At 59.6% G+C, this 25,623-nt stretch carries 24 protein-coding genes and 1 pseudogene; 16 read left to right on the top strand and 9 right to left on the bottom strand.

What is annotated here, in order from left to right:
- The first annotated feature begins 199 nt into the window (after positions 1–199).
- Both LJU29_RS07200 and LJU29_RS07195 read left to right on the top strand, forming a co-directional pair.
- On the top strand, positions 200–1,108 hold the full coding sequence (locus LJU29_RS07200; protein WP_369812041.1) for a nucleoside-specific channel-forming protein Tsx: 909 nt from the start codon (positions 200–202) through the stop codon (positions 1,106–1,108).
- Between the two features lie 26 nt (positions 1,109–1,134).
- A complete protein-coding gene (locus LJU29_RS07195) occupies positions 1,135–2,166 on the top strand; it encodes a purine-nucleoside phosphorylase (protein WP_005732255.1) in 1,032 nt (343 codons plus the stop codon).
- A gap of 81 nt (positions 2,167–2,247) precedes the next feature.
- Here LJU29_RS07195 and LJU29_RS07190 read toward each other — a convergent pair whose 3' ends face one another.
- Both LJU29_RS07190 and LJU29_RS07185 read right to left on the bottom strand, forming a co-directional pair.
- Entirely contained in the window at positions 2,248–3,006 is a 759-nt protein-coding gene (locus LJU29_RS07190) for a hypothetical protein (RefSeq protein WP_002554817.1), read from the bottom strand.
- A pseudogene (locus tag LJU29_RS07185) lies at positions 2,999–3,274 on the bottom strand (DUF1145 domain-containing protein). Before LJU29_RS07185 ends, LJU29_RS07190 begins: the two are co-directional and overlap by 8 nt.
- Before the next feature lie 218 nt (positions 3,275–3,492).
- Between LJU29_RS07185 and LJU29_RS07180 the strand changes: the two are divergent.
- Both LJU29_RS07180 and LJU29_RS07175 read left to right on the top strand, forming a co-directional pair.
- On the top strand, positions 3,493–3,990 hold the full coding sequence (locus LJU29_RS07180) for a DUF6231 family protein (RefSeq protein ID WP_257111922.1): 498 nt from the start codon (positions 3,493–3,495) through the stop codon (positions 3,988–3,990).
- A 3-nt stretch (positions 3,991–3,993) separates the two neighbouring features.
- Positions 3,994–4,467: a YchJ family protein gene (locus tag LJU29_RS07175; protein ID WP_004664098.1), complete on the top strand. Its 474-nt coding sequence runs from the start codon at positions 3,994–3,996 to the stop codon at positions 4,465–4,467.
- Positions 4,468–4,770: 303 nt separating this feature from the next.
- On the opposite strand, the gene LJU29_RS07170 is transcribed toward LJU29_RS07175, so the two are convergent.
- On the bottom strand, positions 4,771–7,206 hold the full coding sequence (locus LJU29_RS07170; protein ID WP_257111921.1) for a TonB-dependent receptor: 2,436 nt from the start codon (positions 7,204–7,206) through the stop codon (positions 4,771–4,773).
- A gap of 111 nt (positions 7,207–7,317) precedes the next feature.
- On the bottom strand, positions 7,318–7,881 hold the full coding sequence (locus tag LJU29_RS07165) for a hypothetical protein (RefSeq protein ID WP_057422353.1): 564 nt from the start codon (positions 7,879–7,881) through the stop codon (positions 7,318–7,320).
- Positions 7,882–7,995: 114 nt separating this feature from the next.
- Between LJU29_RS07165 and LJU29_RS07160 the strand changes: the two genes are divergently transcribed.
- Complete coding sequence (locus LJU29_RS07160) at positions 7,996–8,487, top strand: LEA/WHy family protein (RefSeq protein ID WP_005755521.1); 492 nt, start codon at positions 7,996–7,998, stop codon at positions 8,485–8,487.
- Between the two features lie 9 nt (positions 8,488–8,496).
- Here the strand turns inward: LJU29_RS07160 and LJU29_RS07155 are convergent, their stop codons facing one another.
- The 3 genes from LJU29_RS07155 to LJU29_RS07145 all read right to left on the bottom strand — a co-directional run bounded on the left by LJU29_RS07155 (position 8,497) and on the right by LJU29_RS07145 (position 10,122).
- Entirely contained in the window at positions 8,497–8,826 is a 330-nt protein-coding gene (locus tag LJU29_RS07155) for a hypothetical protein (protein ID WP_002554823.1), read from the bottom strand.
- A 262-nt stretch (positions 8,827–9,088) separates the two neighbouring features.
- Positions 9,089–9,337 carry a DUF1654 domain-containing protein gene (locus LJU29_RS07150; RefSeq protein WP_005743217.1) on the bottom strand — a complete coding sequence of 83 codons (249 nt, stop codon included), beginning with the start codon at positions 9,335–9,337 and terminating at the stop codon, positions 9,089–9,091.
- Between the two features lie 128 nt (positions 9,338–9,465).
- Positions 9,466–10,122 (bottom strand): LexA family protein, encoded by a 657-nt coding sequence (locus LJU29_RS07145; protein ID WP_054996890.1) that lies wholly within the window; start codon positions 10,120–10,122, stop codon positions 9,466–9,468.
- Positions 10,123–10,283: 161 nt separating this feature from the next.
- On the opposite strand from LJU29_RS07145, the gene LJU29_RS07140 reads away from it, so the two are divergent.
- The 11 genes from LJU29_RS07140 to pdeM all read left to right on the top strand — a co-directional run bounded on the left by LJU29_RS07140 (position 10,284) and on the right by pdeM (position 24,552).
- The gene (locus LJU29_RS07140) at positions 10,284–10,490 is read left to right on the top strand and encodes an SEC-C metal-binding domain-containing protein (RefSeq protein ID WP_002554826.1); all 207 of its coding nucleotides are present in this window, start codon (positions 10,284–10,286) and stop codon (positions 10,488–10,490) included.
- A 195-nt stretch (positions 10,491–10,685) separates the two neighbouring features.
- Complete coding sequence (locus LJU29_RS07135) at positions 10,686–13,160, top strand: penicillin acylase family protein (RefSeq protein ID WP_257111920.1); 2,475 nt, start codon at positions 10,686–10,688, stop codon at positions 13,158–13,160.
- A 582-nt stretch (positions 13,161–13,742) separates the two neighbouring features.
- A complete protein-coding gene (locus LJU29_RS07130) occupies positions 13,743–14,789 on the top strand; it encodes a ligase-associated DNA damage response exonuclease (protein ID WP_257111919.1) in 1,047 nt (348 codons plus the stop codon).
- Positions 14,786–16,489 (top strand): ATP-dependent DNA ligase, encoded by a 1,704-nt coding sequence (locus tag LJU29_RS07125; RefSeq protein ID WP_257111917.1) that lies wholly within the window; start codon positions 14,786–14,788, stop codon positions 16,487–16,489. Before LJU29_RS07130 ends, LJU29_RS07125 begins: the two co-directional genes overlap by 4 nt.
- Before the next feature lie 343 nt (positions 16,490–16,832).
- The gene (locus LJU29_RS07120) at positions 16,833–17,615 is read left to right on the top strand and encodes a transporter substrate-binding domain-containing protein (protein WP_257111916.1); all 783 of its coding nucleotides are present in this window, start codon (positions 16,833–16,835) and stop codon (positions 17,613–17,615) included.
- A gap of 80 nt (positions 17,616–17,695) precedes the next feature.
- Positions 17,696–18,424 carry an ABC transporter permease gene (locus tag LJU29_RS07115; RefSeq protein ID WP_002554830.1) on the top strand — a complete coding sequence of 243 codons (729 nt, stop codon included), beginning with the start codon at positions 17,696–17,698 and terminating at the stop codon, positions 18,422–18,424.
- Positions 18,421–19,131 carry an ABC transporter permease gene (locus LJU29_RS07110; RefSeq protein WP_257111914.1) on the top strand — a complete coding sequence of 237 codons (711 nt, stop codon included), beginning with the start codon at positions 18,421–18,423 and terminating at the stop codon, positions 19,129–19,131. Before LJU29_RS07115 ends, LJU29_RS07110 begins: the two co-directional genes overlap by 4 nt.
- A 12-nt stretch (positions 19,132–19,143) precedes the next feature.
- Positions 19,144–20,262, top strand: coding sequence for a succinylglutamate desuccinylase/aspartoacylase family protein (locus tag LJU29_RS07105; RefSeq protein ID WP_005755508.1), 1,119 nt, complete (start codon positions 19,144–19,146; stop codon positions 20,260–20,262).
- A gap of 9 nt (positions 20,263–20,271) precedes the next feature.
- Complete coding sequence (locus LJU29_RS07100) at positions 20,272–21,036, top strand: ABC transporter ATP-binding protein (RefSeq protein WP_002554833.1); 765 nt, start codon at positions 20,272–20,274, stop codon at positions 21,034–21,036.
- A gap of 370 nt (positions 21,037–21,406) precedes the next feature.
- The gene (locus LJU29_RS07095) at positions 21,407–23,899 is read left to right on the top strand and encodes a ligase-associated DNA damage response DEXH box helicase (RefSeq protein ID WP_257111912.1); all 2,493 of its coding nucleotides are present in this window, start codon (positions 21,407–21,409) and stop codon (positions 23,897–23,899) included.
- Positions 23,896–24,552, top strand: coding sequence for a ligase-associated DNA damage response endonuclease PdeM (gene pdeM / locus LJU29_RS07090; RefSeq protein ID WP_005743206.1), 657 nt, complete (start codon positions 23,896–23,898; stop codon positions 24,550–24,552). The genes LJU29_RS07095 and pdeM overlap by 4 nt, the downstream gene beginning before the upstream one ends.
- Before the next feature lie 60 nt (positions 24,553–24,612).
- On the opposite strand, the gene LJU29_RS07085 is transcribed toward pdeM, so the two are convergent.
- Together LJU29_RS07085 and dcd are read right to left on the bottom strand one after the other, a co-directional pair.
- Positions 24,613–24,834 (bottom strand): hypothetical protein, encoded by a 222-nt coding sequence (locus LJU29_RS07085; protein WP_002554835.1) that lies wholly within the window; start codon positions 24,832–24,834, stop codon positions 24,613–24,615.
- Between the two features lie 112 nt (positions 24,835–24,946).
- Entirely contained in the window at positions 24,947–25,513 is a 567-nt protein-coding gene (gene dcd, locus LJU29_RS07080) for a dCTP deaminase (protein ID WP_002554836.1), read from the bottom strand.
- Between the last annotated feature and the right edge of the window lie 110 nt (positions 25,514–25,623).

Genomic DNA, 25,623 nt, shown 5'->3' with positions numbered 1-25,623 from the left:
GGTGACACCGCGCACAGCTTGCGGGCAGTTTCCTGCCCGATCGGTCATCTTCTGTGCCTGATATCCAAGCCATTCAACATCTTGAAACACTTTGGCATGGGCTGTGCAAACGTTTGCGATCAGCAGTACGCGCCCACGAAAAGGAGCTTCAATGCCACAGCCGCCATTCACTCGATCCGCAACGCCCTCAAGATTCCTCATGCCTCTGTTGTTCGCCGCCGCTGCGGCGTTGCCATGCACCAGCGTCCTGGCACAGCCCGCCGCCGAAGACTCGGCTCAAGGCGAAGCACTCAGCCCGCCCGCCTCGCCCAAGGAAGGCAAAGGCGCGTACTTTTCAGACTGGTTCAACCAGGACCTGACGCTGATCGGCAGCAAGGACATCAGCTTCGGCCCCAAGCCCAACGATGACATTTATCTGGAGTACGAGTACTTCGGCCGCAAGGGGCCGTTTGAGCTCTATGGCTATGTCGACGTGCCGAAGATCCTCGGCATCGGCAATGATAATGACAAAGGCGTCTGGGATCATGGCTCGCCATTGTTCATGGAGCATGAGCCACGTATCTCCATCGACTATCTGGCCGGGCGCAGTCTGGCCGTCGGGCCGTTCAAGGAATGGTACGTCGCCTTTGACTGGATCTACGATCACGGCAGCAACTCGGCCAACCGTGCAAACACCCTGTACAGCGGCCTTGGCACTGACATCGACACCCACTCGCGGGTCAATCTGTCGGCCAATTTCTATGGCCGCTACCAGTGGGAGAACTACGGTGCCAGCAATGAGTACTCGTGGGATGGCTATCGCGCCCAGCTCAAATACATCGTACCGATCAGCAAATTCGACAACGGCGCTTCGCTGACGTACATCGGCTTCACCAACTTCGATTTCGGTTCGGACCTCAAGAACGATCCGGCACGCACTGGCAACTCCACAGTCGCCACCAACGTGCTGCTTTACGCCTTCACGCACCTGCGCTTCACCCTGGTGGGTCGTTACTTCCACAACGGCGGCAACTGGCAGGACGGCAGCGAGCTGAACTTCGGCGAAGGCAACTTCCGTGCGCGCTCCGACGGCTGGGGATATTACGCAGGCGTGGGTTACCAGTTCTGAAACTGATTATGACGACAGGAGTTTTCATGAAACACATCACCCGCAACACACTTGGCGCCACACTGGCCCTGCTTAGCCCTGCCCTCTGGGCAGCCACCGCGCCGGTTACGCCAGTCACGCCCAAGGTCATGCTGGTCGCCATGTTTGCACCCGAAGCGCAGAACTGGATCGACCGGCTGCATCTGACCAAGGAGATCCAGGTGCCCGGCCTTGCCGCCGAGTATCCGGCCATCCGCTGCAACGCTCAGGACGTCTGCCTGATGGTCACCGGCATGGGTCAGACCAATGCCGCAGCATCGACTCTGGCCCTGGCCCTGTCGCCGCAATTCGACCTGCGCAAGACTTACTTCATCGTCGCGGGCATTGCCGGCATCAACCCGCACCACGGCACGCTCGGCACCACCGCGTGGGCGCATTATCTGGTGGAGTTCGGCACGCAGTGGGAAATCGATTCGCGCGACGTGCCCAAGGACTGGCCGACCGGTTACCTGGGTATCAACACCAAGGGTCCGAACGAAAAGCCGCCGCTGGACTACAAGACTGAAGTCTTCGAGCTGAACCCCAAACTTCAGGCCAAGGCCTTCGCCCTGTCGCAAAAAGTGACGCTCAGCGAGAGCAAGGAATCCGCCGCCTGGCGCGTCAAGTACCCTTACGCCCCAGCCAATCAGCCGCCGCAGGTGACGCAGTGCGATACGCTGGCGGGCAACACATGGTTTTCCGGAACGCGTCTGAGTGAGCGGGCGGAAGTCTGGACCAAGCTGCTGACCGACGGCAAAGGCGTGTATTGCACCACCCAGCAGGAGGACAACTCGACGTACGAAGCCCTGTTACGCGCCAGCAAGGCAGGCAAGGTAGACGTCAATCGACTGGCCGTGGTGCGCGCAGGTTCCGATTTCGACCGTCCGTATCCGGGTTACAGCGAGGTGGACAACCTGCTCAAGTACGCCGATCAGGGCGCCTTCGTACCAGCACTGGAAAATCTGTACCGCACCGGTAACCCGCTGGTGCAGGCCATTGTCGGTGATTGGAAGAACTGGGAAAAAGGCGTGCCGCAGTAAGCGCGCTGCCGTAATGACTGCCCGGATCATGGCCTTGCGCCTGATCCCGGGCAGTCTCTAGAAGGACGACAGCTGGTGAGGTTACAGGCGCTGCAGAATCAAACTGCCTGCTGGCCCTGCAACGCCTGGCAGACCAGGTTCGCCCGGTCTGCCAGGCTTGCCGCCATCCGCGCGGTAGACGATGCAGCCCTTCGAAGCGCCGCCCTTGCCTGCCTTGCCGCCTTCACCTCCCTTGCCTGCCGCGCCACCCGCAACATTCACCTTGATACGTTCGGCCGGAAAGCTCTGTGGCAGCTCAAGACGAACCTGCGCACCTGCTGCGCCGTCGTGGCCGTTGCCGCCACTATCGCCGTTGTAACCACGCCCAGCCTGGCCCCAGGTACAGCCTGGCTCTTCGCCCGTGCCGCCATCGAGCCCGGCGTAGCCTGGGCTGCCCGCGCCGCCGCGTGCATCGATCGACAGTTGTTCGGCATTCAGGCTCTGTAGACGCAGGGTCAGATTGCGCCCCGGCAGTGCCGGCTTCTCGAAGGTACCCGGAGCGCCTCGCGCAGTGATCTGGCTGCCGGTGCCGAATTCACCATGCACCACGACGAGGTTGAACGCCTGTACACCGGGGACGATGGCAATCCGCGCTTCGTGCCCTAGCACCAGTTCGCCGATCTTCACGTCATCGATACCGGCCGGGATCAGCAGGGTGCCGTAGTCGGCCACTTCAAGGCGCTCGACCTGCAGAACGCTGCTGTTGCCAGGCAGACGCATGAGCGAGTGTGGCGCGACGATAATCGCCTGAGCCATGGCCAGAGGGCTGAACAGTGCTGCCAGCAGAACGAGCTTACGCATGAGAGTGCCCTGTGGCCGAACGGCCGATGGATTGAACATGAAAAATGCCGAACAGGATGATTTTGCCCCGGTCGCGTCAGGGATGCCTGCGACCGCGCAGGCTGCCGTTGAACAGGATCAGTTCGAGCAAGTGAGTCAACAACAGTACGGCACCCGCCATGTCGATCATCACGCCAAACGGGCTGGGCGCTTCAATGACCGCATTGGCCAGGACTACCAGCCAGAAGCCCAGCATCAAGATTTTTCCCAGCCCCCAAAACACCTTCATCGCCTGCCCCCCTTGTCATGATCCGTTACGAAAGCGCAGTCTGCGCGCGCTTTTCGTCGCCGCACAGTAGACGTGCTGTACGCCGAATATGCCAGCAGTGTATTGAAAAAGATCAAGCATAGATCGTTGTCGTCAGTCTGTGGGCGTTCGCCTGATACTGACGGCTGTTCAGAGCGGGTCCGGCAGGCTAGTCTTGTCAGTCAACCAGAGGACTTTCGATGACCGTCGGCTACTCATCCCGCACGCCGCAGCAAGCGCTGGCGGCCCTGCTCGACCGTTACGCCCCCCAGCGTCTGCTGTTGATCGGCGCTCAGGCGTTCCCTGCGTTGCAAGCCTTTCAGGAAGCACACCCGCAGACCGAGGTGGCGCTGGCCGAACCCGGCCCCCTGCCCGCAAATCTGGCGGCGCAACGTTTCGACCTGGCGCTGGTGGTCGATTGCCTGGAGCACATCCCCAAGCGCACCGGTCTGGAGCTGCTGGGCGGTATCCGCAACCTTAACGCCAGCCGCATTGCGGTGCTGGCCGACTTGCAGGCCTGCGGCTGGCAGGAGACCGACTTTTTCTCGCTGGCCCTGCAATCCAGCGAACGCTTCACCCGCGACGAACAAGTGCTGAACCTGTTCACCTACGACCTGCGCGAATACAAACAGGTGCATGACTGGCTGAACGCGAAGTATTGGGCCAACCCGGAGAATTTTGGAAAGTATTGGTGGTGACCTATGAGTAGTGCTATTTGCCCGTGCGGCAGCGGCGATCTGTTGCTGGCCTGCTGCGGTCGCTATCACGCAGGTCAGCCTGCGCCTTGCGCGGAAAAGCTGATGCGCTCGCGCTACAGCGCCTACGTGCTGGGGCTGACTGATTATCTGGTCCAGACGACGCTGCCTGTTCAGCAAAGCGGGTTGAACCGTGAGGCCATTGCCCAGTGGAGCGCGCAGAGCACCTGGCTGGGGCTGGAAGTAGAAAGTTCGGAGGTATTCGGCGGCAAGCCCGAGCATGCCTTTGTGACCTTCACTGCCCGCTGGCACGACGGTAACGGTGAACACAGCCACAAGGAACGCTCGTCGTTCGTGCAGAATCAGGGCCGCTGGTATTTCATCGATTCCACGGTCCCGCTCAAGGCCGGCCGCAATGACGCGTGTCCGTGTGGCAGCGAACAGAAATTCAAGAAATGCTGCTCGCCTTACGTGGTTTGAGATAGTCGAGATGATCGTTCCGCACGCTCCAGAGTGGGAATGCCGTGGGTGAGCCCTGCGCCGCACCGTCACGCTCAAGACCGGACGCAGAGCGTCCAGAACGGCATGCGACGCGGAGCTTCGCACGATAGTTGAGATTATCGTTCCTCACGCTCCAGCGTGGGAATGCCGTGCGTGACGCTCCGCGTCACAGATCTGCGCCGCACCGCACAGTCAAGATAGGACGCAGAGCGTCCAGAACGGCATGACGACGCGGAGCGTCGCACGATAGTCAAGGTCACGCTCCGGTGGACACAAGTCGACCTAGAACTCCAATTGCGCCGAGAACGCTACAGTACGCGGGTCGCCCAGGTAGCTGCTGTTGAGCCAGTATTCCTTGTTGGCCAGGTTGCTGACGTTGACCCGCAGGGTCAGGTCGTTTTCCGAGACGCGCATGCGGTAGCGGGCACCGGCGTCGAAGGTGGTAAAGGACGGCAGGTCGTTTTCGTTGCTTTGGTCGGTGTATTGCTTGCCGGTATAAAACGCTCCACCGGTTACCGCCAGCCCAGGCACCGGATTGATGTCGTACTCGGCATAGACCTTGGCCAGTTGCTTGGCGACGTTGGTCGGTGCGTTGCCTTCATCCGCGGCGATGCCGGTTTTCTTGATCTTCGGGTCCAGCAAGGTAAAGCCGCCGACCAGTGTCAGCTCCGGAACGACTTTGCCGGTCACGCTGAACTCCAGACCATTGTTTTCCTGACGCCCGTCCACTACGTAAATATTCGAGGCCGTGGTGTAGCCGTTGGGCTTCTCGATGTTGAACAGCGCCAGGGTAAACAGGGTTTCACCCAACGTCGCCTTGGCACCGATTTCATATTGCTCGCTGACTTCCGGTGCGAATGCCTGGCCGGCATTGGCTGCGCCGCTCGGTGCGACACCGCCGGATTGCAGACCTTCTATATAGGTGGCGTAAGTGGTCAGCCACGGCAGTGGCTTGTAGACCAGCGAGATATTCGGCGAGGTCTTGCTTTCGTTGTATTTGGTCTCGGTCTCTGCGGAGCCGAAAGCCTTGGCGTAAACGAATTCGTTGGCGTAAGTCTTGATCTGCGTGTTGGTCACGCCAAGAATCGCCGACCATTGCTCGTTGAAGGTAATGATGTCGCCGATCAAAAAGTTATTGCTCTCCGAGCTATTGGCCAGACGCTGGTTGCCGTGGCCAATCGAGTACGACGGTTTGCCGACCTGAGGTGTCTGGTCGAGCGGTATCGTGCCGACTGGCGAGGTGTATTGCGGACCAGGCTGACCAGGCGTGTACGGGATGTGGTCTTCGTACTGCTTCTGGCGAGATGTATTGCCCTGGTACCCCATCGTGACTTTGTGGCCGAGAAAGCCGGTATCGAATGCTGCATCCAGAAACAGCGAGCCGGTCTTTTCTTCGGTTTCGATCGGTGCGAAGGCGTACAACGGCTGCGAATACAGACCCGCGCTGTAAACCGTCGGCCCGGTGTAGGTGTTTTCCGAAGTGTACTGCTGGGCTGCAAAGGCCGCGCGCAAGGTGAATGTATCGTTCAAGCGCCATTTGGCGCGTACGCCCGCCTTGTCGGATTCATAATCGGAAAACGACCACTTCTGGCTGTAGAGTTTGTCGTTGTCCAGCGAGGCTGCGCTTGGGCGTAATGACTGATCACCAAAGTACCAATAGCTGGTCAGGCCGCGAATTTCGGTCTTTTTGTGTGAAGCGTCGAACTGCACCAGCAGGTCGTCGGAGACGTTCCAGTCCAGCGCCAGGGAAATCATTTCGCGACGACGCTTGTTCATGTCGACAGCGGTTTCGCCATCCTGAGTCAACACGTTCAGGCGATAGGCAAACTTGCCCTCACTGTCGATCGGCCCGCCGAAATCGCCATGCAGGTAGTAGTTCTCGCCACCGGCATTGCCCAGCGTGACGCTGTTATAGCGTTCGTAAGTGGGGCGCTTGATGACGTAGTTGACCAGCCCGCCTGGCGAGGCCGGGCCATACAGGAAACCGGTCAGGCCGGTGATGACTTCCAGCTGTTCCATCTCTTCAATGTAGTTGCTGCCATCAGCACCATTGGTAAAGCGCAAGCCGTCATTGGCGATGTTCAGGCTGCCCGCGCTGCTGAAACCACGAATGTTGACGGCGCTGGCATAACCGGCGCTGGTCGGCGAGTACATCTGGGTGAACGGGTTGTGCTTGATGACATCGTCCAGCGAGGTGGCCTGAATGTTTTTCAGTAGAGCCTGAGGCGTCACGCTGATGGAATAAGGCGCGTCCTGCAGTTTCATGCCGCCCAATGCACCGACGCTGCTGATGTTCTCACTGCGATAACCGGCTGCTTCCGAACCTTCGGCGGGCGCGCTGTTGGCATTGATGTTCACATCCGACAGGTTCAAGGCGTTTTGTTCCATGACCATCAGCGTGTAGGTCCCGGCGCTGCTCTGCACCAGTTGCAGGCCGCTGCCACGCAACGCCTCACGCAAGGCTGTCGCAGCGTCGAAATTCCCCTTTACCGCCGCGCTTGTTTTGCCAGCAACCAGCGCAGGATCGAGGCTCAATGCCAGACCACCCTGGCTGGAAATCTGGTTCAGCGTGGTCGCCAGAGGGCCTGCAGGCAGGTCATAGGCAACCACGCTGGCCTGCTGCGCGGCCATCAGCAGCGGGCTGACCAGAGGCGTGCACAGTGCAATCGCCACGGCCAACAGACTGGGACGCAGAAGGGTGTCTAACGAACGGGACATCGGGCAACTCCTGATGGAATATTTCTCAATGCCTGTTAGCCGAGCGAAAGTTCGAAAGTAACAGAGCTGATTGAAAATAATTCCGTTTCAGGATTCAGTTGGCCTGCGGCATTACTCCGCAATGACCTTCAGGTGAGAAGTATCGGGAGCAGCTTGTGACTCGGGCCTTTCGACATGGCCCATGTCGCTGCCCACCGGTGCCAGGCTAAATCGGGAAAGATCCAGCAGCGGCGCAGCGGGCCGAGGTTTGGCAGGCAACAGGTCGACCCCCGCTTCGGCCACCGAATAATCCGGCGCATCGACACTTTCGAAAGCAGCCATATACGCGTCACGCGGTTTGATCTGCAGACGGCCCGTACCCGACTGCGGGGTGGCCTGGGATTTACGCAACCAGGTAGGAGCGTCGGGCGGCGGTGCCAGTTCGACCTCTTCCATGGGCAGCGGGGTATTCATTTCCAGCACATGGACCCGTGCGCCTGCACGCTCCAGCGTTGCGCGGTATTTTTCAGCGGTTGCCGCGTCGAGATTATTTTTCAGGACCAGTCGGCGCCCGGAGAACAGAAGCTCCAGACGCTCGGCATCGGCATTGAATAGCTTGCCAAGGTTGGCCCTGACCTTCTCGGGCTGGGCTCCGGCGACCAGTTCGGCACTGAAGACAATTTCGTAGACACTCATGGAGACACCGGTAAGCACGTCAATAAAAAGTATGGCGTAGCGTCAGACAGCGCAACAAGCGCGTTACCCTTGACCGTCGAGTTGGTAGACTCAGGCGTCAAACGGAGCACATCCATGTTTTTTCAGGCGCACATTACAAGAATCATTAGCCTCGCGCTGGTCATGTTCGGTCTCAGCGGATGCTCGTTACTGAGCTTTGACAGCGTCCAGGATCCGGAAGTGCATTTGCTCAAAGTCCAGGTGGTCAAGGCAAGGCTGACACAACAGGATTTCAAGCTGTATTTCGAGGTCGATAATCCCAACGACTCGGACCTGTTCGTGCGCGGCCTGAACTACAAGATCTCGCTTAATGACGTTGTGCTCGCAGACGACCAATTCAGTGATTGGTTTTTTGTCGATGCGCATAGCCGGAAAACCTTTGTGGTGCCTGTTCGTACCAACCTTTGGCGGTACGCGAAATACATCGCTCAACTGCTGAAAAAACCTGATGAGCTGATCCATTACCGGCTTGAAGGCAAGCTCAAGACCGGCATGCTGTTCAGGCACAACGTACGGATCGGCAAAACCGGCGATGTTGCACCAGAGGAGCTGATTCAACGCAAATAAGCAGGCGGCCTAACCGCCCAGCTTGCCCTTGATCAGCTCCAGCAGAAACTTCCAGATATCCGCCGCCCACAATGCGCGATTGATTGCGCTGATCAGCGCTCCACCAAACGAGCCCAGCAGAAAGCCCACGCCTGTGGTGTTGCGAGGGTCGGCCACGCCCAGATAATCACTGGCAATGCCGGTGAGAAACACCGCACAGGCCACGCCAGTGATCAAGAAAACCAGCCAGGCACGCCAGTCGAGCAAGCCTGCCTTATGCCACCAGCCAGAGATGATTGCACCCACCAGACCGGCGACCAGCCATTCGCCCCTGTCTGCCAAACCATTCAAGATATCCATCGGACCTGACTCCGCTCAAGAGATACAGCCGTTCACGAACACAGAAATTCAGACGCTGAGAGCCTGCCATTCGAATGGCAGGGAACGGGTTGATGAGGGTCATCCTGGTTGACGTTCGGGCCCGCCCTGCCCTTGATCGCTTCCTTGCGCGTATTGCGGGTCGATGCGGCGGCGGTATGTGAAGCTGGAACCAAAAATTAAGCATGCTTAAAAATAAAGTGAAACGCTTGCCATCAAACGTGGAGCAGTACCTTATAAACCCTCAGTTATCGATATAGCGCTGCCAGCCGATCCTTACCGAACCGTCTGGCTGAGGATCGACCTCGATACCTTCGGTTTCTTGGATTTCCCGGAGCACCACGTTCCAGCTGTCCTCAGGTTCATCGTCGCGTCGGGCTACGATGACCCACTGGGTCTTTTGAACATTCGGCGCAGATACCAGCCGTTGAATGCGCTTGCCGATCTGTTCATAAGACGACGCGCCCGTCGGCCCATTACGAGTGCCAGTCATGACTGCCTCCCGGAAATAACTGTATATAAATACAGTATTCCAGCTGCAAGACCTGCGCAAGCACTTCGTAGGACGCGCTCCGCTTCACGTCGCGACGGATAACGTCCGCAAGCCTTGTACAACAAGGCTCATAGCCTGGCGGTCATTCTCACGGCTACGCCAATGATGCGACAGTCGGCACCGCACTCGATCATTTTGTACGCAGGATTCAAGGGCTTCAGGTAACGCGTGCCGCCGTCCTCGACCAGCTTCTTGAAGGTCGCCTCGTTGCTGGCGGGCAGCTTGGCGATAACGAGCTTGCCGGGCTGCACGTCGGCTTCTGTATCAACCAGAATCATCATCCCCTCTGGCACGCTGACGCCAGTGGGTGCAGTCATCGAGTCGCCCTTGACCTCAAGCCAGAATGCCGGCCCCTTGGAGTCGTAATCGGAGATTTCATAGCGATCGGAAAAACCGTCGGGGTAAGGCTCGACGGCTTCCTCCCAGGAACCTGCCGACACCCAGCTGATTACCGGATAACGAAAGGACATGTTGGGTTGATCGATCAGAGCAACGTTGGCGTCAAAGGGGGCGTCCTTTTCAGGCCCTTCGCCAATCGCCAGCCATTCGGCACGAAAGCCCGTGGCCCGCGCCAGTGCATAGAGGTTTTCTGGCCGCAGGCTTTTGCTTTCGCCGCTGATCCATTGAGTGACGGCAGAATTGGCAACGCCGCACTGTGCGGCAATTTCCCCTTTCTTCATGCCGCTGGCGGCAATTGCCCTGGCAATACGCTCTTGTCGGGTCATAAGGTTGGCTCTGCGCATGAAAATACAAAGACGCTGAAAAACGCCCGAAAAAAAATAAGCATACTTAAATTTGCAATCATATGTGAATCGAAATATGCCGATACTGCTTCGTCCCGATTTGCTGGATAATGCGCGCCAGATTTATTTGCGGAGTAAAACCGATGAACCAGCAAGCCCATGTTCATGGCCCCGATTGCAACCACGACCATGATCACGATCATCACGACCACCAGCATGGCCATGTGCACGGTCCGAACTGCGGGCACGCCCACCAGGAACCGGTGCGCAACACCCTGAAAGATGTGGGTCGCAACGATCCTTGCCCGTGCGGCAGCGACAAGAAATTCAAGAAGTGCCACGGCGCGTAAAGCGTTGAGCGTTCTTCTGACGGCCTGCATAAGCAGGCCGTTTTCATTTGCGCGCATCTTCAAACGCGGCGGAACAAGAGGCGTGTGGCCAGCTTCTGCAAAATCCTGAAATAAACTCGCCCTCCCCGCTTGCGCGCTGACGGCCTGCTCTCTAACGTAGCGACTTTTGTACGTTACCCCTCCAGGAGCTTGCCCATGGCCTCGCCAGCCCTTCGTCATTTTCTACCCCGATTCGGCGCTGCCGCCGCTGCGGCGAGTTTCCTGAGCCTTGCCGGCTGCCAGTTGGGCGGCGGTGATCCCGAGACCGTACTGCCTGCTTCCGGGACGTTCCCGCTCAAAGGGCTGGCGCAAAACGTTTCCGTGCGCCGCAACAACATGGGCATGCCGCTGATAGAAAGCAGTACGTACCACGATGCGCTGTTCACCCTCGGATACATCCATGCCGGTGATCGCATCGGTCAGATGCTCGGAATGCGCCTGCTTGCGCAGGGCCGTTTGTCGGAAATGGCCGGGGCGGACGCGCTGGAAGTCGACCGTTTGATGCGCTCGGTCAACCTCAAGCAAAACGCCAGCGACCTGTATAACGCCGCCTCGCCTCGCTTGAAGCGCTTCTTCGACGTTTATGCGCGCGGCGTTAACGCTTACCTGTTCCGCTACCGCGACAAGCTGCCGGCCGATGTCGCCAGTTCGGGCTACAAGCCGGAATACTGGAAACCGGAAGACTCGGCGCTGATCTTCAGCCTGCTCAATTTCAGCCTGTCGGTGAACCTGCAGGAAGAGCTTTCGGCACTGGTGCTGGCGCAGAAAGTCGGGGCAGACAAACTTGCCTGGCTGCTGCCGACCTACCCTGACGAAGAACTGCCATTTGCCGAAGCCGACAAGCTCAAGGGCCTGAACCTGAATAATCAGGTCAACGACCTGAGCGACCTGAACAAGATCGCCTTGCAGCTCTCGGACCTGAACATGCTGGGTGTTGCAGCCTCCAGCAACTGGGCCATCGCGCCACAACGCAGCCGAAGCGGCAAGAGCCTGCTGGCCAGCGACATGCAACTGCCTGCCGGGCTCAACTCCGCCTGGAGCTTCGTGCAGATCCGGGCACCGAAATATCAGGTGTCCGGTGTTTCCATCGCAGGCTTGCCGCTGGTCCTGAGCGGTTTCAACGGCAAGCTGGCGTGGAGCATGAGCAACGTCAAGGGCGACAACCAGGACCTGTTTCTGGAGAAGATCAAGCGCGAAGGCAACCGCGTCTCTTATATGGCTGACGGCAAATGGCTGCCTGCCACTGCCCATCAGGAGACCTTTCTCGTCAAAGGCGGTAGCCCGCTTCGCGAAACCGTATACGAAACCCGCCACGGCGCGCTGCTCAACGCATCCGCAACGCCACCGGGCAATGGCTTGAGCCTGGCGCTGCAAGTGCCGAACTTCAAGGACGACAAGAGCCTGGACGCATTCTTTGATCTGTCCCGCGCACCTAACGTCGAGAAGGCGTTCGACACCAGCCGCGAAATTCGTGCGATTACCCTGAACATGATCTTCGCCGATGCCTCGAATATTGGCTGGCAGGTCACCGGCCGCTTCCCGAACCGCCGTGAAGGCCAGGGCCTGCTGCCTTCGCCGGGCTGGGATGGCAAATACGACTGGGACGGTTTCGCCGACTCAATGCTCCATCCTTACGACCAGGACCCGCGTCAGGGCTGGCTCGCGGCGGCCAACCAGCGCACGATTCCGAAAGGCTACGGCATGCAGCTCTCCAACTCGTGGGGCTACCCGGAGCGCGCCGAGCGCATTGCCGAACTGGCCAACAGCGGCAAGCAGGACCTGCGCAGCACCGTCGCCATGCAGTACGACCAGACCACGACATTCGCAGCCAAACTCAAGACCATGTTCCAGGCACCGGGCATGAGCAAGCCGCTCAAGCAGGCTATCGACGCCCTGCCGGAAGCGGATCGCAACAAGGCCCGCGAAGCGTTCACGCGCCTGATGGCATTTGATGGCAAGCTCAGCGCAACGTCGGCTGACGCTGCGCTGTACGAGCTGTTTCTGCAGGAAAGCGCCAAACAGATTTTCCTTGATGAGCTAGGCCCGGAAACCAGTCCTGCCTGGCAGGCGCTGGTGGCCAACGCCAGCTCGTCGTATTCGCCGCAAGCCGACCATTTGCTGGGCCGTGATGACAGCCCTTACTGGGATGACGTCAAAACTCCGCAGAAAGAAGACAAGCCAGCCATCCTAGCGCGCAGTCTGGCGGCTGCTGTCACCAGTGGCGACAGCCTGTTAGGCAGCGATCACAAGGCCTGGCAATGGGGCAAACTGCACCGCGACAACTGGACCTCGACCAGCCCGCTCGCCAAACAGTTGGGTGGCGGCGAGTTCAATCGCGGTGCCTCACCGGCAGGTGGTGACCACAGTACGCTGAACGTGTCCGGTTTCGAGTGGGGTAAAGGTTTCGATACACACGTGGCCCCCGGCCTGCGCATGATCGTCGACTTCAGCCTTGTCGAGCCTATGACCGGCCTGATCAGCACCGGCCAGTCCGGCAACCCGGCCAGCCCGTATTACGCCAACAGCATCGAGCCGTGGCAGAAGGGGCAATACATGTCGATCCCGCTGCAACAGCAGAACTATGAGAAGGGCTACGGCAAGCAACGCCTGACGCTGACGCCGGGCAAGTAAGCGCCGAAAACCGGACGCGGAGCGTCCAGAGCGGCGTACCTACGCGGAGCAGGCTCCCGAACGCCTATCGTTCCCACGCTCCGCGTGGTAATGCATTTCGTGACGCTCCGCGTCACACCGTTCTGCGATTCAGTGAGATTCAGGCTCGACTTGAGTCACCTTTTCGCCCCTCGGCGACCTACTTTGATGGGGCCAAAGTAGGCAAATCCCCTCGCTCCTGTTTCCGGCCCGACTTCGTCGGGTTCCTTCGCCCTGACACTGATCCGGGGGTCGCCGCAACGGGCCATCCATGGCCCGGTGCGGCTAGCCTGGCGTCCTGCCAGGCTACCCCCGGATCAGCGCCAGGGCTCAGCCGTCACTAAGGTCGCACTCTGCGTCGTCAGTGCCATCGTGATAAAAAAGCGCTTTTATGCACAACAGTGCTCTCCAGAACATCATCTCCATACCAGAGCATGGTGACGGTAGCGAGCTGTTCTCTCGTACACATGTCGCGACTCACGCTCCGCAGCCCTCACGCAAACTCCCCGAACTTCCCGCCCTGCCCCGGCTCATAGCTAACAAGCCCATCCATACGGTTGCCTCATGGATCTTGTCGTTGCTCGTCCCGAAGGTTTGTACTGCCCACCCGGTGATTTCTATATCGACCCGTGGCGCCCGGTCGAACGGGCCGTCATTACCCATGCGCATGGCGACCACGCCCGTACCGGCAATCAGCATTACCTGTCGGCGGCCAGTGGCGAGGGCATTCTGCGTTCGCGCCTTGGCCAGGACATCAACCTGCAGACCTTGGAATACGGCGAAACCATCACCCATCACGGGGTAAAACTCAGCCTGCACCCGGCCGGGCATGTGCTGGGGTCGGCGCAGGTGCGGCTGGAGTACCAAGGCGAAGTCTGGGTTGCTTCCGGGGATTACAAAGTCGAACCCGACGGCACCTGCGCGGCGTTCGAACCGGTGCGCTGTCACACCTTTGTTACCGAATCGACCTTCGGCCTGCCGATCTATCGCTGGGCACCGCAGTCGCAGATTTTTGAAGGCATCAACCAGTGGTGGCGTGGCAATGCGGCTCAGGGCAAGGCCAGCGTGCTGTTCGCCTACTCGTTCGGCAAGGCGCAACGCATTCTGCATGGCATTGATTCGCAGATCGGGCCGATTCTGGTGCATGGCGCTGTCGAGCCGTTGAACCGGGTCTATCGCGAAGGTGGCATTCGTATTCCGGAAACCCAATACGCTGGCGATTTCAAAAAGACCGATCCGGCCCTGCGTCAGGCGTTGATTCTCGCCCCGCCCTCGGCCGGTGGCAGCAGCTGGATGAAGCGCTTCGGCGAATACAGCGATGCGTTTGCCAGCGGCTGGATGATGCTGCGCGGCACGCGACGTCGGCGTGGCGTGGATCGCGGCTTTGTGCTATCCGATCACGCTGACTGGCCGGGCTTGCTGTGGGCCATCGAACAGACTGGTGCCGAGCGGGTCATGGTCACCCACGGTTCGGTCGGCATATTAGTGCGCTATCTGCGCGAACTGGGGCTGGATGCGCAAGGCTTCAGCACCGAATACGGCGATGAAGAAGACAGCAATCCGGCGACGGCAGAGCCTGAGGCGGTAACTGCGGGGGAGGCTCAGTCATGAAAGCCTTCGCGGAGCTCTACGCACAACTGGACGCAACCACATCGAGCAACGCCAAACTCGCCGCGATGCGTGACTATTTCGAGAAAGCGGCTGCAGAGGATGCTGCCTGGGCCGTGTACTTCCTGTCCGGTGGACGCCCCAGGCAATTGGTGCCGACCCGAGTGTTGCGCGAGCAGGCAATGACTCTGGCGAATCTGCCGGAGTGGCTGTTCGAAGAAAGCTATCAGGCGGTCGGCGATCTGGCGGAGACCTTGTCGCTGTTGCTGCCCCAGGCCGATCACAGCAATGACGAGGGCCTGGCCACCTGGATGGAAGACAAGCTGCTGCCGTTGCGCGCCCTGCCGCCCGAAGAGCTGGCAGCACGCCTGCCGATGTTCTGGTCGCAACTGGACCGCAGCAGCCTGATGGTCTGTATAAAACTGATTACCGGCAGTTTCCGGGTTGGCGTATCGAAACTGCTGGTGACGCGCGCACTGGCTGCGCTGGCGGACATCGACAGTAAGCGCGTCGCCCAAAGGCTGGTGGGCTATACCGACCTGTCGCATCGGCCCAGCGCAGAGCGCTACCTGAAACTGATCGCGCCCGAATCCGAAGATGAGCACGCACAACGTGGCGGTCAGCCCTATCCGTTTTTTCTTGCCCATTCCCTGCAACAGCCCGCCGACCAGTTCGAGGAGTTGCTCGGGGCGGCCGAGAACTGGCAGGTGGAATGGAAGTGGGACGGTATTCGCGCACAACTGGTCAAACGTGACGGACGCTTATGGATCTGGTCGCGTGGCGAAGAGCTGGTCACCGACCGTTTTCCCGAGCTGCACAGCCTGACGCAGTGCCTGCCTGACGGCACGGTGATAGACGGCGAAATCGTCGTCTGGAAAGCTCCCGAGCCGAGCCCCGATGGCAGCGCTGAATTTGCGTTGAACGGTAATGCCACCACAGCTTCACCTTCGGTTCAGCCCTTCGCCCTGTTGCAAAAGAGGATTGGCCGCAAGACACTCGGCAAGAAGATCCTCGCCGACGTTCCCGTGGTAGTGTTGGCCTATGACCTGCTTGAATGGCAAGGCGATGACTGGCGCAGCCGGCCGCAACATGAACGTCGCACGCAACTGGAAACCTTGATCGAAAGCGTCCAGAGCGAGGTGCTGATGCCCTCCCCGGTACTCACTGGCAAGGATTGGCTTGATCTGGCGACGCAACGTGAAGCCTCTCGCAGTCTGGGCGTCGAGGGCATGATGCTCAAGGCCCGCGACTCGCTGTACGGCGTCGGTCGCACCAAGGACATGGGCGTGTGGTGGAAATGGAAAATCGACCCGTTCAGTGTCGATGCCGTGCTGATCTACGCGCAACGCGGCCACGGCCGACGTGCCAGTCTGTACAGCGACTACACCTTTGCGGTGTGGGACGGCCCGCCCGACGCCAGTGAGCGCACGCTGGTGCCATTCGCCAAAGCCTACTCAGGGCTGACCGACGAGGAAATGCGTAAGGTCGACGCCATCGTTCGTAAAACCACCGTGGAAAAATTCGGCCCGGTGAGCAGCGTCACGCCGACGCTGGTATTCGAACTGGGCTTTGAAGGCATTGCCTTGTCAAAGCGCCACAAGAGCGGCATTGCGGTGCGCTTCCCGCGCATGTTGCGCTGGCGGCAGGACAAGCCGGTGGCCGAAGCCGACAGCCTGGCGTCATTACAGGACCTGCTGAACTGACGCACCGAAGAAGTGCGCGCAAATTGACGTGCACCTTTTTAAAACACTGCCTGCCACCAGGGTTTGCCTGCCCGCAACAACCGTTCTCTTTCGTTACCATTCTGCCGCTCGCCGCGAGCCTAATGGGGGTGTGGTTTAAGTCACAGAGAACAACATCCCGCCCATAAACATGCCAAGGCGGCAGATTGCCAGCCATTTATACGAAATAGCGACAACGCCTTACATTTCAAACGCACGTTCATCGCTCTGGTTCGGAAATTGCTACCTTCTGCCAGTCTGGCACTTGCCGGTAGCAAGCTTCGCGTGTTCCCAACGCCCCATTTAAGGTTTTAAGGACTGAACAATGAAAAAAGCATGGCTGACTCTTTCTGCACTGGCTCTGTGCCTCGCCGCCGGTAATACGATGGCCAAGGAATACAAGGAACTGCGCTTCGGCGTTGATCCGTCCTATGCGCCGTTTGAATCCAAAGCCGCCGACGGCACCCTGGTCGGCTTCGATATCGATCTGGGCAACGCGATCTGCAAAGAGCTGAAGGTCACCTGCAAATGGGTTGAAAGCGATTTCGACGGCATGATTCCCGGCCTCAAGGCACGCAAGTTCGACGGCGTGATTTCCTCGATGACCGTGACCCCTGCTCGCGAAAAAGTCATCGACTTCTCCAACGAACTGTTCTCCGGCCCTACTTCGCTGGTGTACAAAAAAGGTGCAGGCTTTACCGCCGACCCGGCCAGCCTGAAAGGCAAGACCGTTGGCTATGAGCAAGGCACTATCCAGGAAGCCTACGCCAAGGCCGTACTGGACAAGGCCGGTGTATCCACCAAGGCCTACGCCAACCAGGATCAGGTTTACGCCGACCTGACTTCCGGTCGTCTGGACGCTTCGATCCAGGACATGCTGCAAGCCGGACTGGGTTTCCTGAAATCGCCAGCCGGTGCTGATTACGAAGTCAGCAAGCCTATCGACAGCGAATTGCTGCCAGCCAAAACCGCCATCGGCATCGCCAAGGGCAACAAGGAGCTGAAAGCGCTGCTGGATAAAGGCATCAAAGCGATGCACGACGACGGCACCTACGCCGAAATCCAGAAAAAGCACTTTGGCGACCTGAACCTGTACAGCGGCAAATAACACCCCGACGCCCATCGATTTCGGCGATGATTCGCCGCCCAATCGATGGGCGTCTCTGTTTTTGAAAGCAAGGCCTATCCATGCTCGATGCACTCATGCAAAACCTGGGACTCTCGGCGTTCAGCCTGAAGGGCTTTGGCCCGCTGTTGCTGGAAGGCACCTGGATGACCATCAAACTGGCTGTGCTGTCCCTCGCACTGAGCATCCTGCTCGGGCTGATCGGGGCAAGTGCCAAACTGTCGAGCTCGGCGCTGCTGCGCGTGCCGGCACAAATTTATACAACACTGATCCGCGGTATCCCGGATCTGGTGTTGATGCTGTTGATTTTCTACAGCCTGCAAACATGGCTGACCATGCTCACCGACGCGATGGAATGGGAATACATCGAGATCAACCCGTTTGGCGCGGGTGTCATCACTTTGGGCTTCATTTATGGGGCATATTTCACCGAGACGTTTCGCGGCGCGATTCTGTCCGTGCCTCGCGGTCAAGTGGAAGCGGCAACCGCCTACGGCTTGAAGCGCGGCCAGCGCTTTCGCTACGTTGTGTTCCCGCAAATGATGCGTTACGCACTGCCGGGGATCGGCAATAACTGGCAGGTACTGCTCAAGGCTACGGCGCTGGTATCGATCATCGGCCTGGCTGATCTGGTCAAGGCCTCGCAGGACGCCGGCAAAAGTACCTATCAGTTGTTCTACTTTCTGGTGTTGGCGGCATTGATCTACCTGCTGATCACCAGCGCCTCGAACTTCGCCCTGCGTTGGGCTGAACGGCACTATGCCGCAGGCAGTCGGGAGGCACAGCGATGATCGAATTGTTACAGGAATACTGGAAACCCTTCCTTTATACAGACGGCGTAAATATCACTGGGCTGGCCATGACCATGTGGCTGCTCAGCGCCTCTATCGCCATCGGCTTCTGCGTGTCGATCCCGCTGTCGATTGCACGGGTGTCGAAAAACCGCTGGGTACGCTGGCCAGTGCAGTTCTACACCTACCTGTTTCGCGGCACGCCCCTCTATATACAGTTGCTGATTTGCTACACCGGCATTTACAGCATTGCTGCGGTGCGTGAACAGCCGATGCTGGATGCGTTTTTTCGCGATGCGATGAACTGCACACTCCTGGCCTTCACCCTGAACACCTGCGCCTACACCACGGAGATCTTTGCCGGAGCGATCCGCAGCATGGCCCATGGTGAAGTCGAAGCGGCCAAAGCCTATGGCCTGAACGGCTGGAAGCTTTACGCCTACGTGATCATGCCATCGGTGCTGCGCCGGTCGCTGCCGTACTACAGCAATGAAGTGATCCTGATGCTGCACTCGACCACGGTGGCCTTTACCGCCATGGTGCCGGACATATTGAAAGTGGCGCGGGATGCCAACTCTGCGACCTTCATGACCTTCCAGTCCTTCGGTATCGCCGCCGTCATGTACCTGACCGTGACGTTCATTCTGGTCGGGCTGTTCCGCCTTGCCGAACGCCGCTGGCTGGCCTTTCTCGGCCCGGCCCATTAATCAGGACTGAACATGCACCATCACACCCATGACTTACTGTCGCCAGTGCCAGGCACTGCCCGGCAGGTCCACAGCTTTCACTACGGCCCGCAAAACGGTTCCGGCAAGGTTTATATCCAGGCTTCGCTGCATGCGGACGAACTGCCGGGCATGCTGGTTGCCTGGTACCTGAAGCAGCGTCTGGCAGAACTGGAAAGTGCTGGTCGCCTGCTGGGTGAAGTCGTCGTGGTGCCGGTCGCCAACCCGATTGGTCTGGAACAGGTCCTGATGGACACACCTTTGGGCCGCTACGAGCTGGAAAGCGGCCAGAACTTCAATCGCTGGTTCAGCGACCTTGGCGCGCAGGTCGGCGATGATATCGAAGCCCGGCTGACTGCTGATGCAGAGCACAACGTCGCACTGGTGCGGGGCAGCCTGAGAGCGGCGCTGGATGCCGTACCCGCAAACACCCAATTGCAATCGCTGCGCCTGACCCTGCAGCGCCTGGCTTGCGATGCCGACATGGTGCTGGACCTGCACTGTGATTTCGAATCGGTCGAGCATCTGTACACCACGCCCGAAGCCTGGCCGAAAGTCGAGCCGCTGTCGCGCTACCTGGGCGCGCAAGCCAGCCTGCTGGCGACCGACTCGGGTGGCCAGTCGTTCGACGAATGCTTCACGCTGGTCTGGTGGCAATTGCAGCAACGCTTCGGTGAGCGCTTTCCGATCCCCATGGGCAGCTTCTCGGTGACACTGGAGTTGCGCGGGCAAGGCGATGTAAACCATGCCCTCGCCAGCCGTGACTGTCAGGCCATCATTCATTACCTGATCGACGCTGGCATCATCGACGGCGAACGCCAGCCGCTGCCCGAACTGCTCTACCCCGCGACGCCATTGGCAGCGGTCGAACCGGTGACCACGCCAGTCGGCGGCCTGCTGGTGTTCTGCGCGATGCCCGGCGAACACGTCGAGGCTGGCCAACTGATTGCCGAGGTCATCGACCCGATCAGCGACACCGTGGTCTGCATCCATGCCTTGAACGCGGGCCTGCTGTACGCCCGCTCGCTGCGCCGCATGGCGACTGCCGGCATGGTCATTGCGCACATCGCTGGCACCCAGGCCTATCGCAGCGGCTATCTACTTTCTCCTTGAGGACCTGTCATGTACAAACTGACCATCGATGGCCTGCACAAAAGCTATGGCGACAACAAAGTGCTCAAAGGCGTATCGCTCAAGGCCAGCAGCGGTGACGTGATCTGCCTGATCGGCGCCAGTGGCTCCGGCAAGAGCACCTTTCTGCGCTGCATCAACTTTCTCGAACAGCCCAATGACGGGGCAATGAGCCTGGATGGCAAGCAAGTGCGCATGGTCAGCGACAAGGACGGCATGCGCGTTGCCGACGCGGATGAACTGCAGCGCATCCGCACGCGGCTGGCGATGGTGTTTCAGCATTTCAACCTGTGGGCGCACATGACCGTGCTGGAAAACATCACCATGGCGCCGCGCCGCGTACTGGGCGTGCCCAAGGCCGAAGCCGAGGCGCGCGCGCGCAAGTACCTGGAGAAGGTCGGGCTGCCGGAGCGCGTCGCCGATCAGTACCCGGCGTTCCTGTCCGGCGGCCAGCAACAGCGCGTGGCCATTGCCCGTGCGCTGGCAATGGAGCCGGAAATCATGCTGTTCGACGAACCTACCTCGGCACTGGACCCGGAACTGGTCGGTGAAGTGCTGAAGGTCATTCAGGGCCTGGCCGAGGAAGGCCGAACCATGATTCTGGTGACACACGAGATGGGCTTTGCGCGCAAGGTTGCGAGCCAGGTGGTGTTCCTGCACCAAGGCCAGATCGAAGAATCCGGCCACCCGGACGAGGTGCTTAACAATCCGAAAAGCGAGCGCTTGCAGCAGTTTTTGAGTGGAAATCTGAAGTAGCGCTTTTTGTGTATGAAGCCGGAAACGCCTGGTAACCGGAACTGAAATATCCACGACTATAGTCCCCACGCCAGCGTGGGGATGCAGTGCTAGAGGCTCTGCGTCGCCAAGAGGACGCGGAGCGTCCGGAAACGCATGCGACGCGCAGCGGCGCACGATATTGAGATCATCGTTCCGCACGCTCCAGCGTGGGAATGCAGGTCTCGACGCTCTGCGTCGCCATGAGGACGCAGAGCGTCCGGAAACGCATGCGACGCGCAGCGCCGCACGATCGTTGAGATTCCGCATGCTCCAGCCATATAACCATTTAAAACTATTACCCTTTCTTCGCTGTCTCTGACTTAACGCCACTCAGAGCACACGCAAACGGATGAGCAGACCCACCGATTTCGCTCGACGATGGTTTCTCGCCCGGGGCTGGAAGCCGTTCGCTTTTCAGAAGGAGGTCTGGGCGGCGGTGAAGAAGGGTGAGTCCGGCCTGCTGCATGCCAGTACTGGCTCGGGCAAGACCTACGCCGTATGGTTCGCCGCGCTCAACCGCTTCGCCAAAGCCAATACGCTCACCGCTGACAACAAACCTCGTAAACGCAAACCGCCCGCTGAACCGCTGAGTGTCCTGTGGATCACGCCCATGCGCGCCTTGGCCGCCGATACCGCCAGAGCCCTTGAAGCACCATTGGCCGAATTGGATATCCCGTGGTCGGTGGGCTTGCGCACCGGCGATACCAGTGGCAGCGAACGCGCCCGCCAGAGCCGGCGGCTGCCCTCAGCGCTGATCACCACCCCAGAGAGCCTGACACTGCTGCTGACCCGTGCCGACGCTCAGGTCGCCTTGTCGACACTGAAGATGGTGGTGGTGGACGAATGGCACGAGCTGATCGGCAACAAGCGCGGCGTGCAGTTGCAACTGGCCCTGGCGCGCCTGAGGCGCTGGAATCCGCAACTGATCGTATGGGGCATTTCCGCGACGCTGGGTAATCAGCAACATGCGCAGCAGGTGCTGATCGGCGACGGCGGCGTGACCGTGCAAGGCAAGATCGTCAAGGACTTACAGGTCGATACGCTGTTGCCGCCTTCCATCGAACGCTTCCCGTGGGCCGGGCATATGGGCTTGCGCATGTTGCAGCAGGTCGTCACCGAGGTGGACAGCAGCGCCAGTTGCCTGGTGTTCACCAACACACGGGCACAATCGGAAATCTGGTATCAGGCGCTACTGGAAGCTCGCCCCGACTGGGCCGGGTTGATTGCCCTGCATCACGGGTCGCTGGCGCGAGAGGTCCGAGACTGGGTCGAGCGCGCGTTAAAAGAAGGCGCACTCAAGGCTGTGGTGTGCACCTCCAGTCTGGACCTGGGCGTGGACTTTCTGCCGGTCGAGCGCGTGCTGCAAATCGGCTCGCCAAAAGGCGTCGCACGCCTGATGCAACGTGCCGGACGCTCAGGCCATGCGCCGGGCCGCCCTTCGCGTGTCACGCTGGTGCCGACCCACAGCCTGGAACTGGTCGAAGCAGCCGCCGCCCACGACGCCGTCGCCGCGCGGCTGATCGAGCCACGCGAATCGCCGCAGCAGCCGCTGGACGTTCTGGTCCAGCATCTGGTCAGTATCGCACTGGGCGGTGGCTTCCTGCCCGATGAACTGCTGACCGAAGTGCGTAGCGCCTGGGCCTATCGAGACCTCAGCGACGAGCAATGGCAATGGGCGCTGGCCTTTGTGCGCAACGGCGGTCACTCACTGACGGCCTACCCCGATTACCGCCGCGCCGAACCGGATGAACAGGGTGTCTGGCGTGTACCCGATGCGCGTCTTGCCAGGCGACACCGCATGAGCGTCGGCACCATCGTCAGCGAAGCTACCGTTAACCTGAAGTACTGGAAAAAAGGCGGCGGTGGCGGCTCGTTGGGCAGTGTTGAAGAAGGTTTCATCGCCCGGCTCAAGCCTGGTGACGGCTTTCTGTTCGGCGGGCGCTTGCTGGAGCTGGTCCGAGTGGAAAACATGACCGCCTACGTCAAGCGGGCTACTGGCAAGAAAGCCGCCGTGCCACGCTGGAACGGTGGGCGAATGCCCCTGTCCAGCGAACTGGCAGACGCCGTGGTGGAGAAGTTCGATGCGGCGGCGCGGGGTGAATTCACCAGCCCTGAAATGCAAGCCATCAAACCCTTGCTGGAGGTGCAGCAACAATGGTCCGGGCTACCGCAACGTGACACGCTGCTGGCCGAAACACTCAAATCCCGCGAAGGCTGGCACCTGTTCCTCTACCCGTTCGCCGGCCGACACGTGCATTTGGGGCTGGGCAGCCTGCTGGCCTGGCGCCTGAGCCGGCATCGGCCGCTGACCTTTTCCATTGCCGTCAACGACTACGGGCTGGAGTTGCTCAGTGCCAGCGAGATCGACTGGGCCCAAGCGTTGCGGGCTGACCTGTTCAGCGAGACGGATCTTTTGACCGACATTATTGCCAGCCTGAATGCGGGCGAACTGGCACTGCGGCGCTTTCGCGAAATCGCTCGCATTTCGGGGCTGGTGTTTTCCGGCTACCCTGGCGCGGCCAAGAGCAATCGACAGCTTCAGGCATCCAGCGGACTGTTCTTCGAGGTATTCAAGCAATACGACGCTGACAACATGCTGCTGACCCAGGCCGAACAGGAAGTGCTACGCCAGGAGCTGGATCTGCAGCGTCTGGAGCTGACATTACGCCAGATCAACAGTCGCAGGCTGGACCTGCATGCGATAAAACGCGCAACCCCGCTGGCGTTTCCACTGCTGGTCGAGCGCTTTCGCGAAAGTCTCAGTTCGGAAAAACTCGCTGACCGCATTGCGCGCATGGTCCGTGATCTGGAGAAAGCCGCAGGTCCGGAGCATGAGCAATGAAACCGTACGTCGCGATAACACTGGCGGGAGAAGAGCTGTGGCTGCTGGCCGACAAGGCCATCTACTACCCCGCAGAACGATCCTTGCTGATTGCCGATGCGCACTTTGGCAAGGCAGCGGCCTACCGCAAGCTGGGTCAACCAGTGCCACACGGCACCACTCAAGCCAATCTGCGACGACTGGACAGCCTGCTCGATGCGTATGCCTGCGATCATCTGATCTTTCTGGGCGACTTTCTGCACGCGCCGGAATCACACGCAGCGGGCACGCTCGCGGCACTGGAACAATGGCGGGGCGAACACCCGGCGTTGCGCATCACTCTGATCCGCGGTAACCATGACAAACGGGCGGGCGACCCGCCCGCCTATCTGGGCATAGATGTAGTTCCCGAACCCCTGACGCTGGGGCCCTTTGCCTTGCAACACGAGCCTGACCCACACCCGCAATTGCACGTACTGGCCGGGCACGTTCACCCGGTTTACCGGCTGCACGGGCGTGGCAGGCAGAGCTTGCGACTGGCGTGCTTCTACCTGGGCCAACGCGTCAGCCTGCTGCCAGCGTTCGGTGAATTTACGGGCGGGTTTCAGATTCGTCCGGCGCAGGACTGCTCAGTTTATGTGACAGGCGGTGATGCCGTGTGGCGAGTGGTATAGCGTCGCTAGCCGCCGCATACGAGGCCCTGCCCCTCACAAGGAGAAGCAGGGAACTGGTAATCAGGCAACCGGCGCAGGTGGCGGCTCGTCAGGAACGGTAGGTCCACCTGGCTCAGTGGGCTCCGGATAGGGAGTATCTGGCCCTGGATCACCCGGAATGCCACCACCGACCACATTAAGCTCGGGAAGCAGATCCGAATGAGCCATCAATGACCAGGCAAGCAACCCGATCTCGTTAAGCGGAGATTGAACCTGTTCAGAGATTTTGAAAGTAGTCTTCATAGGGCACTCCAGATCAAAGGCCGTCGCGCATATCGATTATGCGAAAGCATGTGAGCAGATAGAGTGCGAAATAGAGTATTAATTCAATTCCACTAATCACCTGACCGGCAAATCAGGTACGTGGCAGGGTGACGCCACGCTGGCCCTGATATTTGCCGCCTCGATCCTTGTAGGACACTTCACATTCCTCATCGGACTCGAGGAACAGCATCTGTGCCACGCCTTCGTTGGCGTAGATCTTGGCCGGCAATGTCGTGGTGTTGGAGAACTCCAGCGTCACATGGCCTTCCCACTCTGGCTCAAGCGGCGTGACGTTGACGATAATGCCGCAGCGCGCATAGGTGCTTTTGCCCAGGCAGATGGTCAGAACGTTACGCGGAATGCGGAAATATTCGACGGTGCGTGCCAGCGCGAACGAGTTGGGGGGGATGATGCATACGTCGCTCTTGATATCGACGAAGCTTTTTTCATCAAAGTTTTTCGGATCGACAGTGGCCGAATTGATGTTGGTAAACACCTTGAATTCGTCTGCGCAACGCACGTCGTAGCCGTAGCTGGACACGCCGAAGGAGATCACCCTGTCAGCTCCTTCGCCACGTACCTGGCGCTCGACAAAGGGCTCGATCATCCCGTGTTCCTGCGCCATGCGGCGAATCCACTTGTCCGATTTGATGCTCATGGCGGTGTCCTGAATAGCGAGGTAAAAAATATATCCGGCATCTTACCGGGCCGGGGCCGACGGTTCAAAGGCAACAGATAGCGAGTTTGTGTGACGAGCCGGGCTCTTTC

This window comes from Pseudomonas ficuserectae (assembly GCF_024584585.1).
In the GTDB taxonomy this organism is placed as follows: domain Bacteria; phylum Pseudomonadota; class Gammaproteobacteria; order Pseudomonadales; family Pseudomonadaceae; genus Aquipseudomonas; species Aquipseudomonas amygdali.
This window is presented reverse-complemented; position numbering and strand designations above follow the sequence as displayed.

Excerpts from the sequence above, each read along its gene's own strand:
- LJU29_RS07200 (WP_369812041.1), top strand. The coding sequence starts at position 200 with ATGCCTCTGTTGTTCGCCGCCGCTGCGGCGTTGCCATGCACCAGCGTC.
- LJU29_RS07195 (WP_005732255.1), top strand. The coding sequence starts at position 1,135 with ATGAAACACATCACCCGCAACACACTTGGCGCCACACTGGCCCTGCTT.
- LJU29_RS07190 (WP_002554817.1), bottom strand. The coding sequence starts at position 3,006 with ATGCGTAAGCTCGTTCTGCTGGCAGCACTGTTCAGCCCTCTGGCCATG.
- LJU29_RS07180 (WP_257111922.1), top strand. The coding sequence starts at position 3,493 with ATGACCGTCGGCTACTCATCCCGCACGCCGCAGCAAGCGCTGGCGGCC.
- LJU29_RS07175 (WP_004664098.1), top strand. The coding sequence starts at position 3,994 with ATGAGTAGTGCTATTTGCCCGTGCGGCAGCGGCGATCTGTTGCTGGCC.
- LJU29_RS07170 (WP_257111921.1), bottom strand. The coding sequence starts at position 7,206 with ATGTCCCGTTCGTTAGACACCCTTCTGCGTCCCAGTCTGTTGGCCGTG.
- LJU29_RS07165 (WP_057422353.1), bottom strand. The coding sequence starts at position 7,881 with ATGAGTGTCTACGAAATTGTCTTCAGTGCCGAACTGGTCGCCGGAGCC.
- LJU29_RS07160 (WP_005755521.1), top strand. The coding sequence starts at position 7,996 with ATGTTTTTTCAGGCGCACATTACAAGAATCATTAGCCTCGCGCTGGTC.
- LJU29_RS07155 (WP_002554823.1), bottom strand. The coding sequence starts at position 8,826 with ATGGATATCTTGAATGGTTTGGCAGACAGGGGCGAATGGCTGGTCGCC.
- LJU29_RS07150 (WP_005743217.1), bottom strand. The coding sequence starts at position 9,337 with ATGACTGGCACTCGTAATGGGCCGACGGGCGCGTCGTCTTATGAACAG.
- LJU29_RS07145 (WP_054996890.1), bottom strand. The coding sequence starts at position 10,122 with ATGACCCGACAAGAGCGTATTGCCAGGGCAATTGCCGCCAGCGGCATG.
- LJU29_RS07140 (WP_002554826.1), top strand. The coding sequence starts at position 10,284 with ATGAACCAGCAAGCCCATGTTCATGGCCCCGATTGCAACCACGACCAT.
- LJU29_RS07135 (WP_257111920.1), top strand. The coding sequence starts at position 10,686 with ATGGCCTCGCCAGCCCTTCGTCATTTTCTACCCCGATTCGGCGCTGCC.
- LJU29_RS07130 (WP_257111919.1), top strand. The coding sequence starts at position 13,743 with ATGGATCTTGTCGTTGCTCGTCCCGAAGGTTTGTACTGCCCACCCGGT.
- LJU29_RS07125 (WP_257111917.1), top strand. The coding sequence starts at position 14,786 with ATGAAAGCCTTCGCGGAGCTCTACGCACAACTGGACGCAACCACATCG.
- LJU29_RS07120 (WP_257111916.1), top strand. The coding sequence starts at position 16,833 with ATGAAAAAAGCATGGCTGACTCTTTCTGCACTGGCTCTGTGCCTCGCC.
- LJU29_RS07115 (WP_002554830.1), top strand. The coding sequence starts at position 17,696 with ATGCTCGATGCACTCATGCAAAACCTGGGACTCTCGGCGTTCAGCCTG.
- LJU29_RS07110 (WP_257111914.1), top strand. The coding sequence starts at position 18,421 with ATGATCGAATTGTTACAGGAATACTGGAAACCCTTCCTTTATACAGAC.
- LJU29_RS07105 (WP_005755508.1), top strand. The coding sequence starts at position 19,144 with ATGCACCATCACACCCATGACTTACTGTCGCCAGTGCCAGGCACTGCC.
- LJU29_RS07100 (WP_002554833.1), top strand. The coding sequence starts at position 20,272 with ATGTACAAACTGACCATCGATGGCCTGCACAAAAGCTATGGCGACAAC.
- LJU29_RS07095 (WP_257111912.1), top strand. The coding sequence starts at position 21,407 with ATGAGCAGACCCACCGATTTCGCTCGACGATGGTTTCTCGCCCGGGGC.
- pdeM (WP_005743206.1), top strand. The coding sequence starts at position 23,896 with ATGAAACCGTACGTCGCGATAACACTGGCGGGAGAAGAGCTGTGGCTG.
- LJU29_RS07085 (WP_002554835.1), bottom strand. The coding sequence starts at position 24,834 with ATGAAGACTACTTTCAAAATCTCTGAACAGGTTCAATCTCCGCTTAAC.
- dcd (WP_002554836.1), bottom strand. The coding sequence starts at position 25,513 with ATGAGCATCAAATCGGACAAGTGGATTCGCCGCATGGCGCAGGAACAC.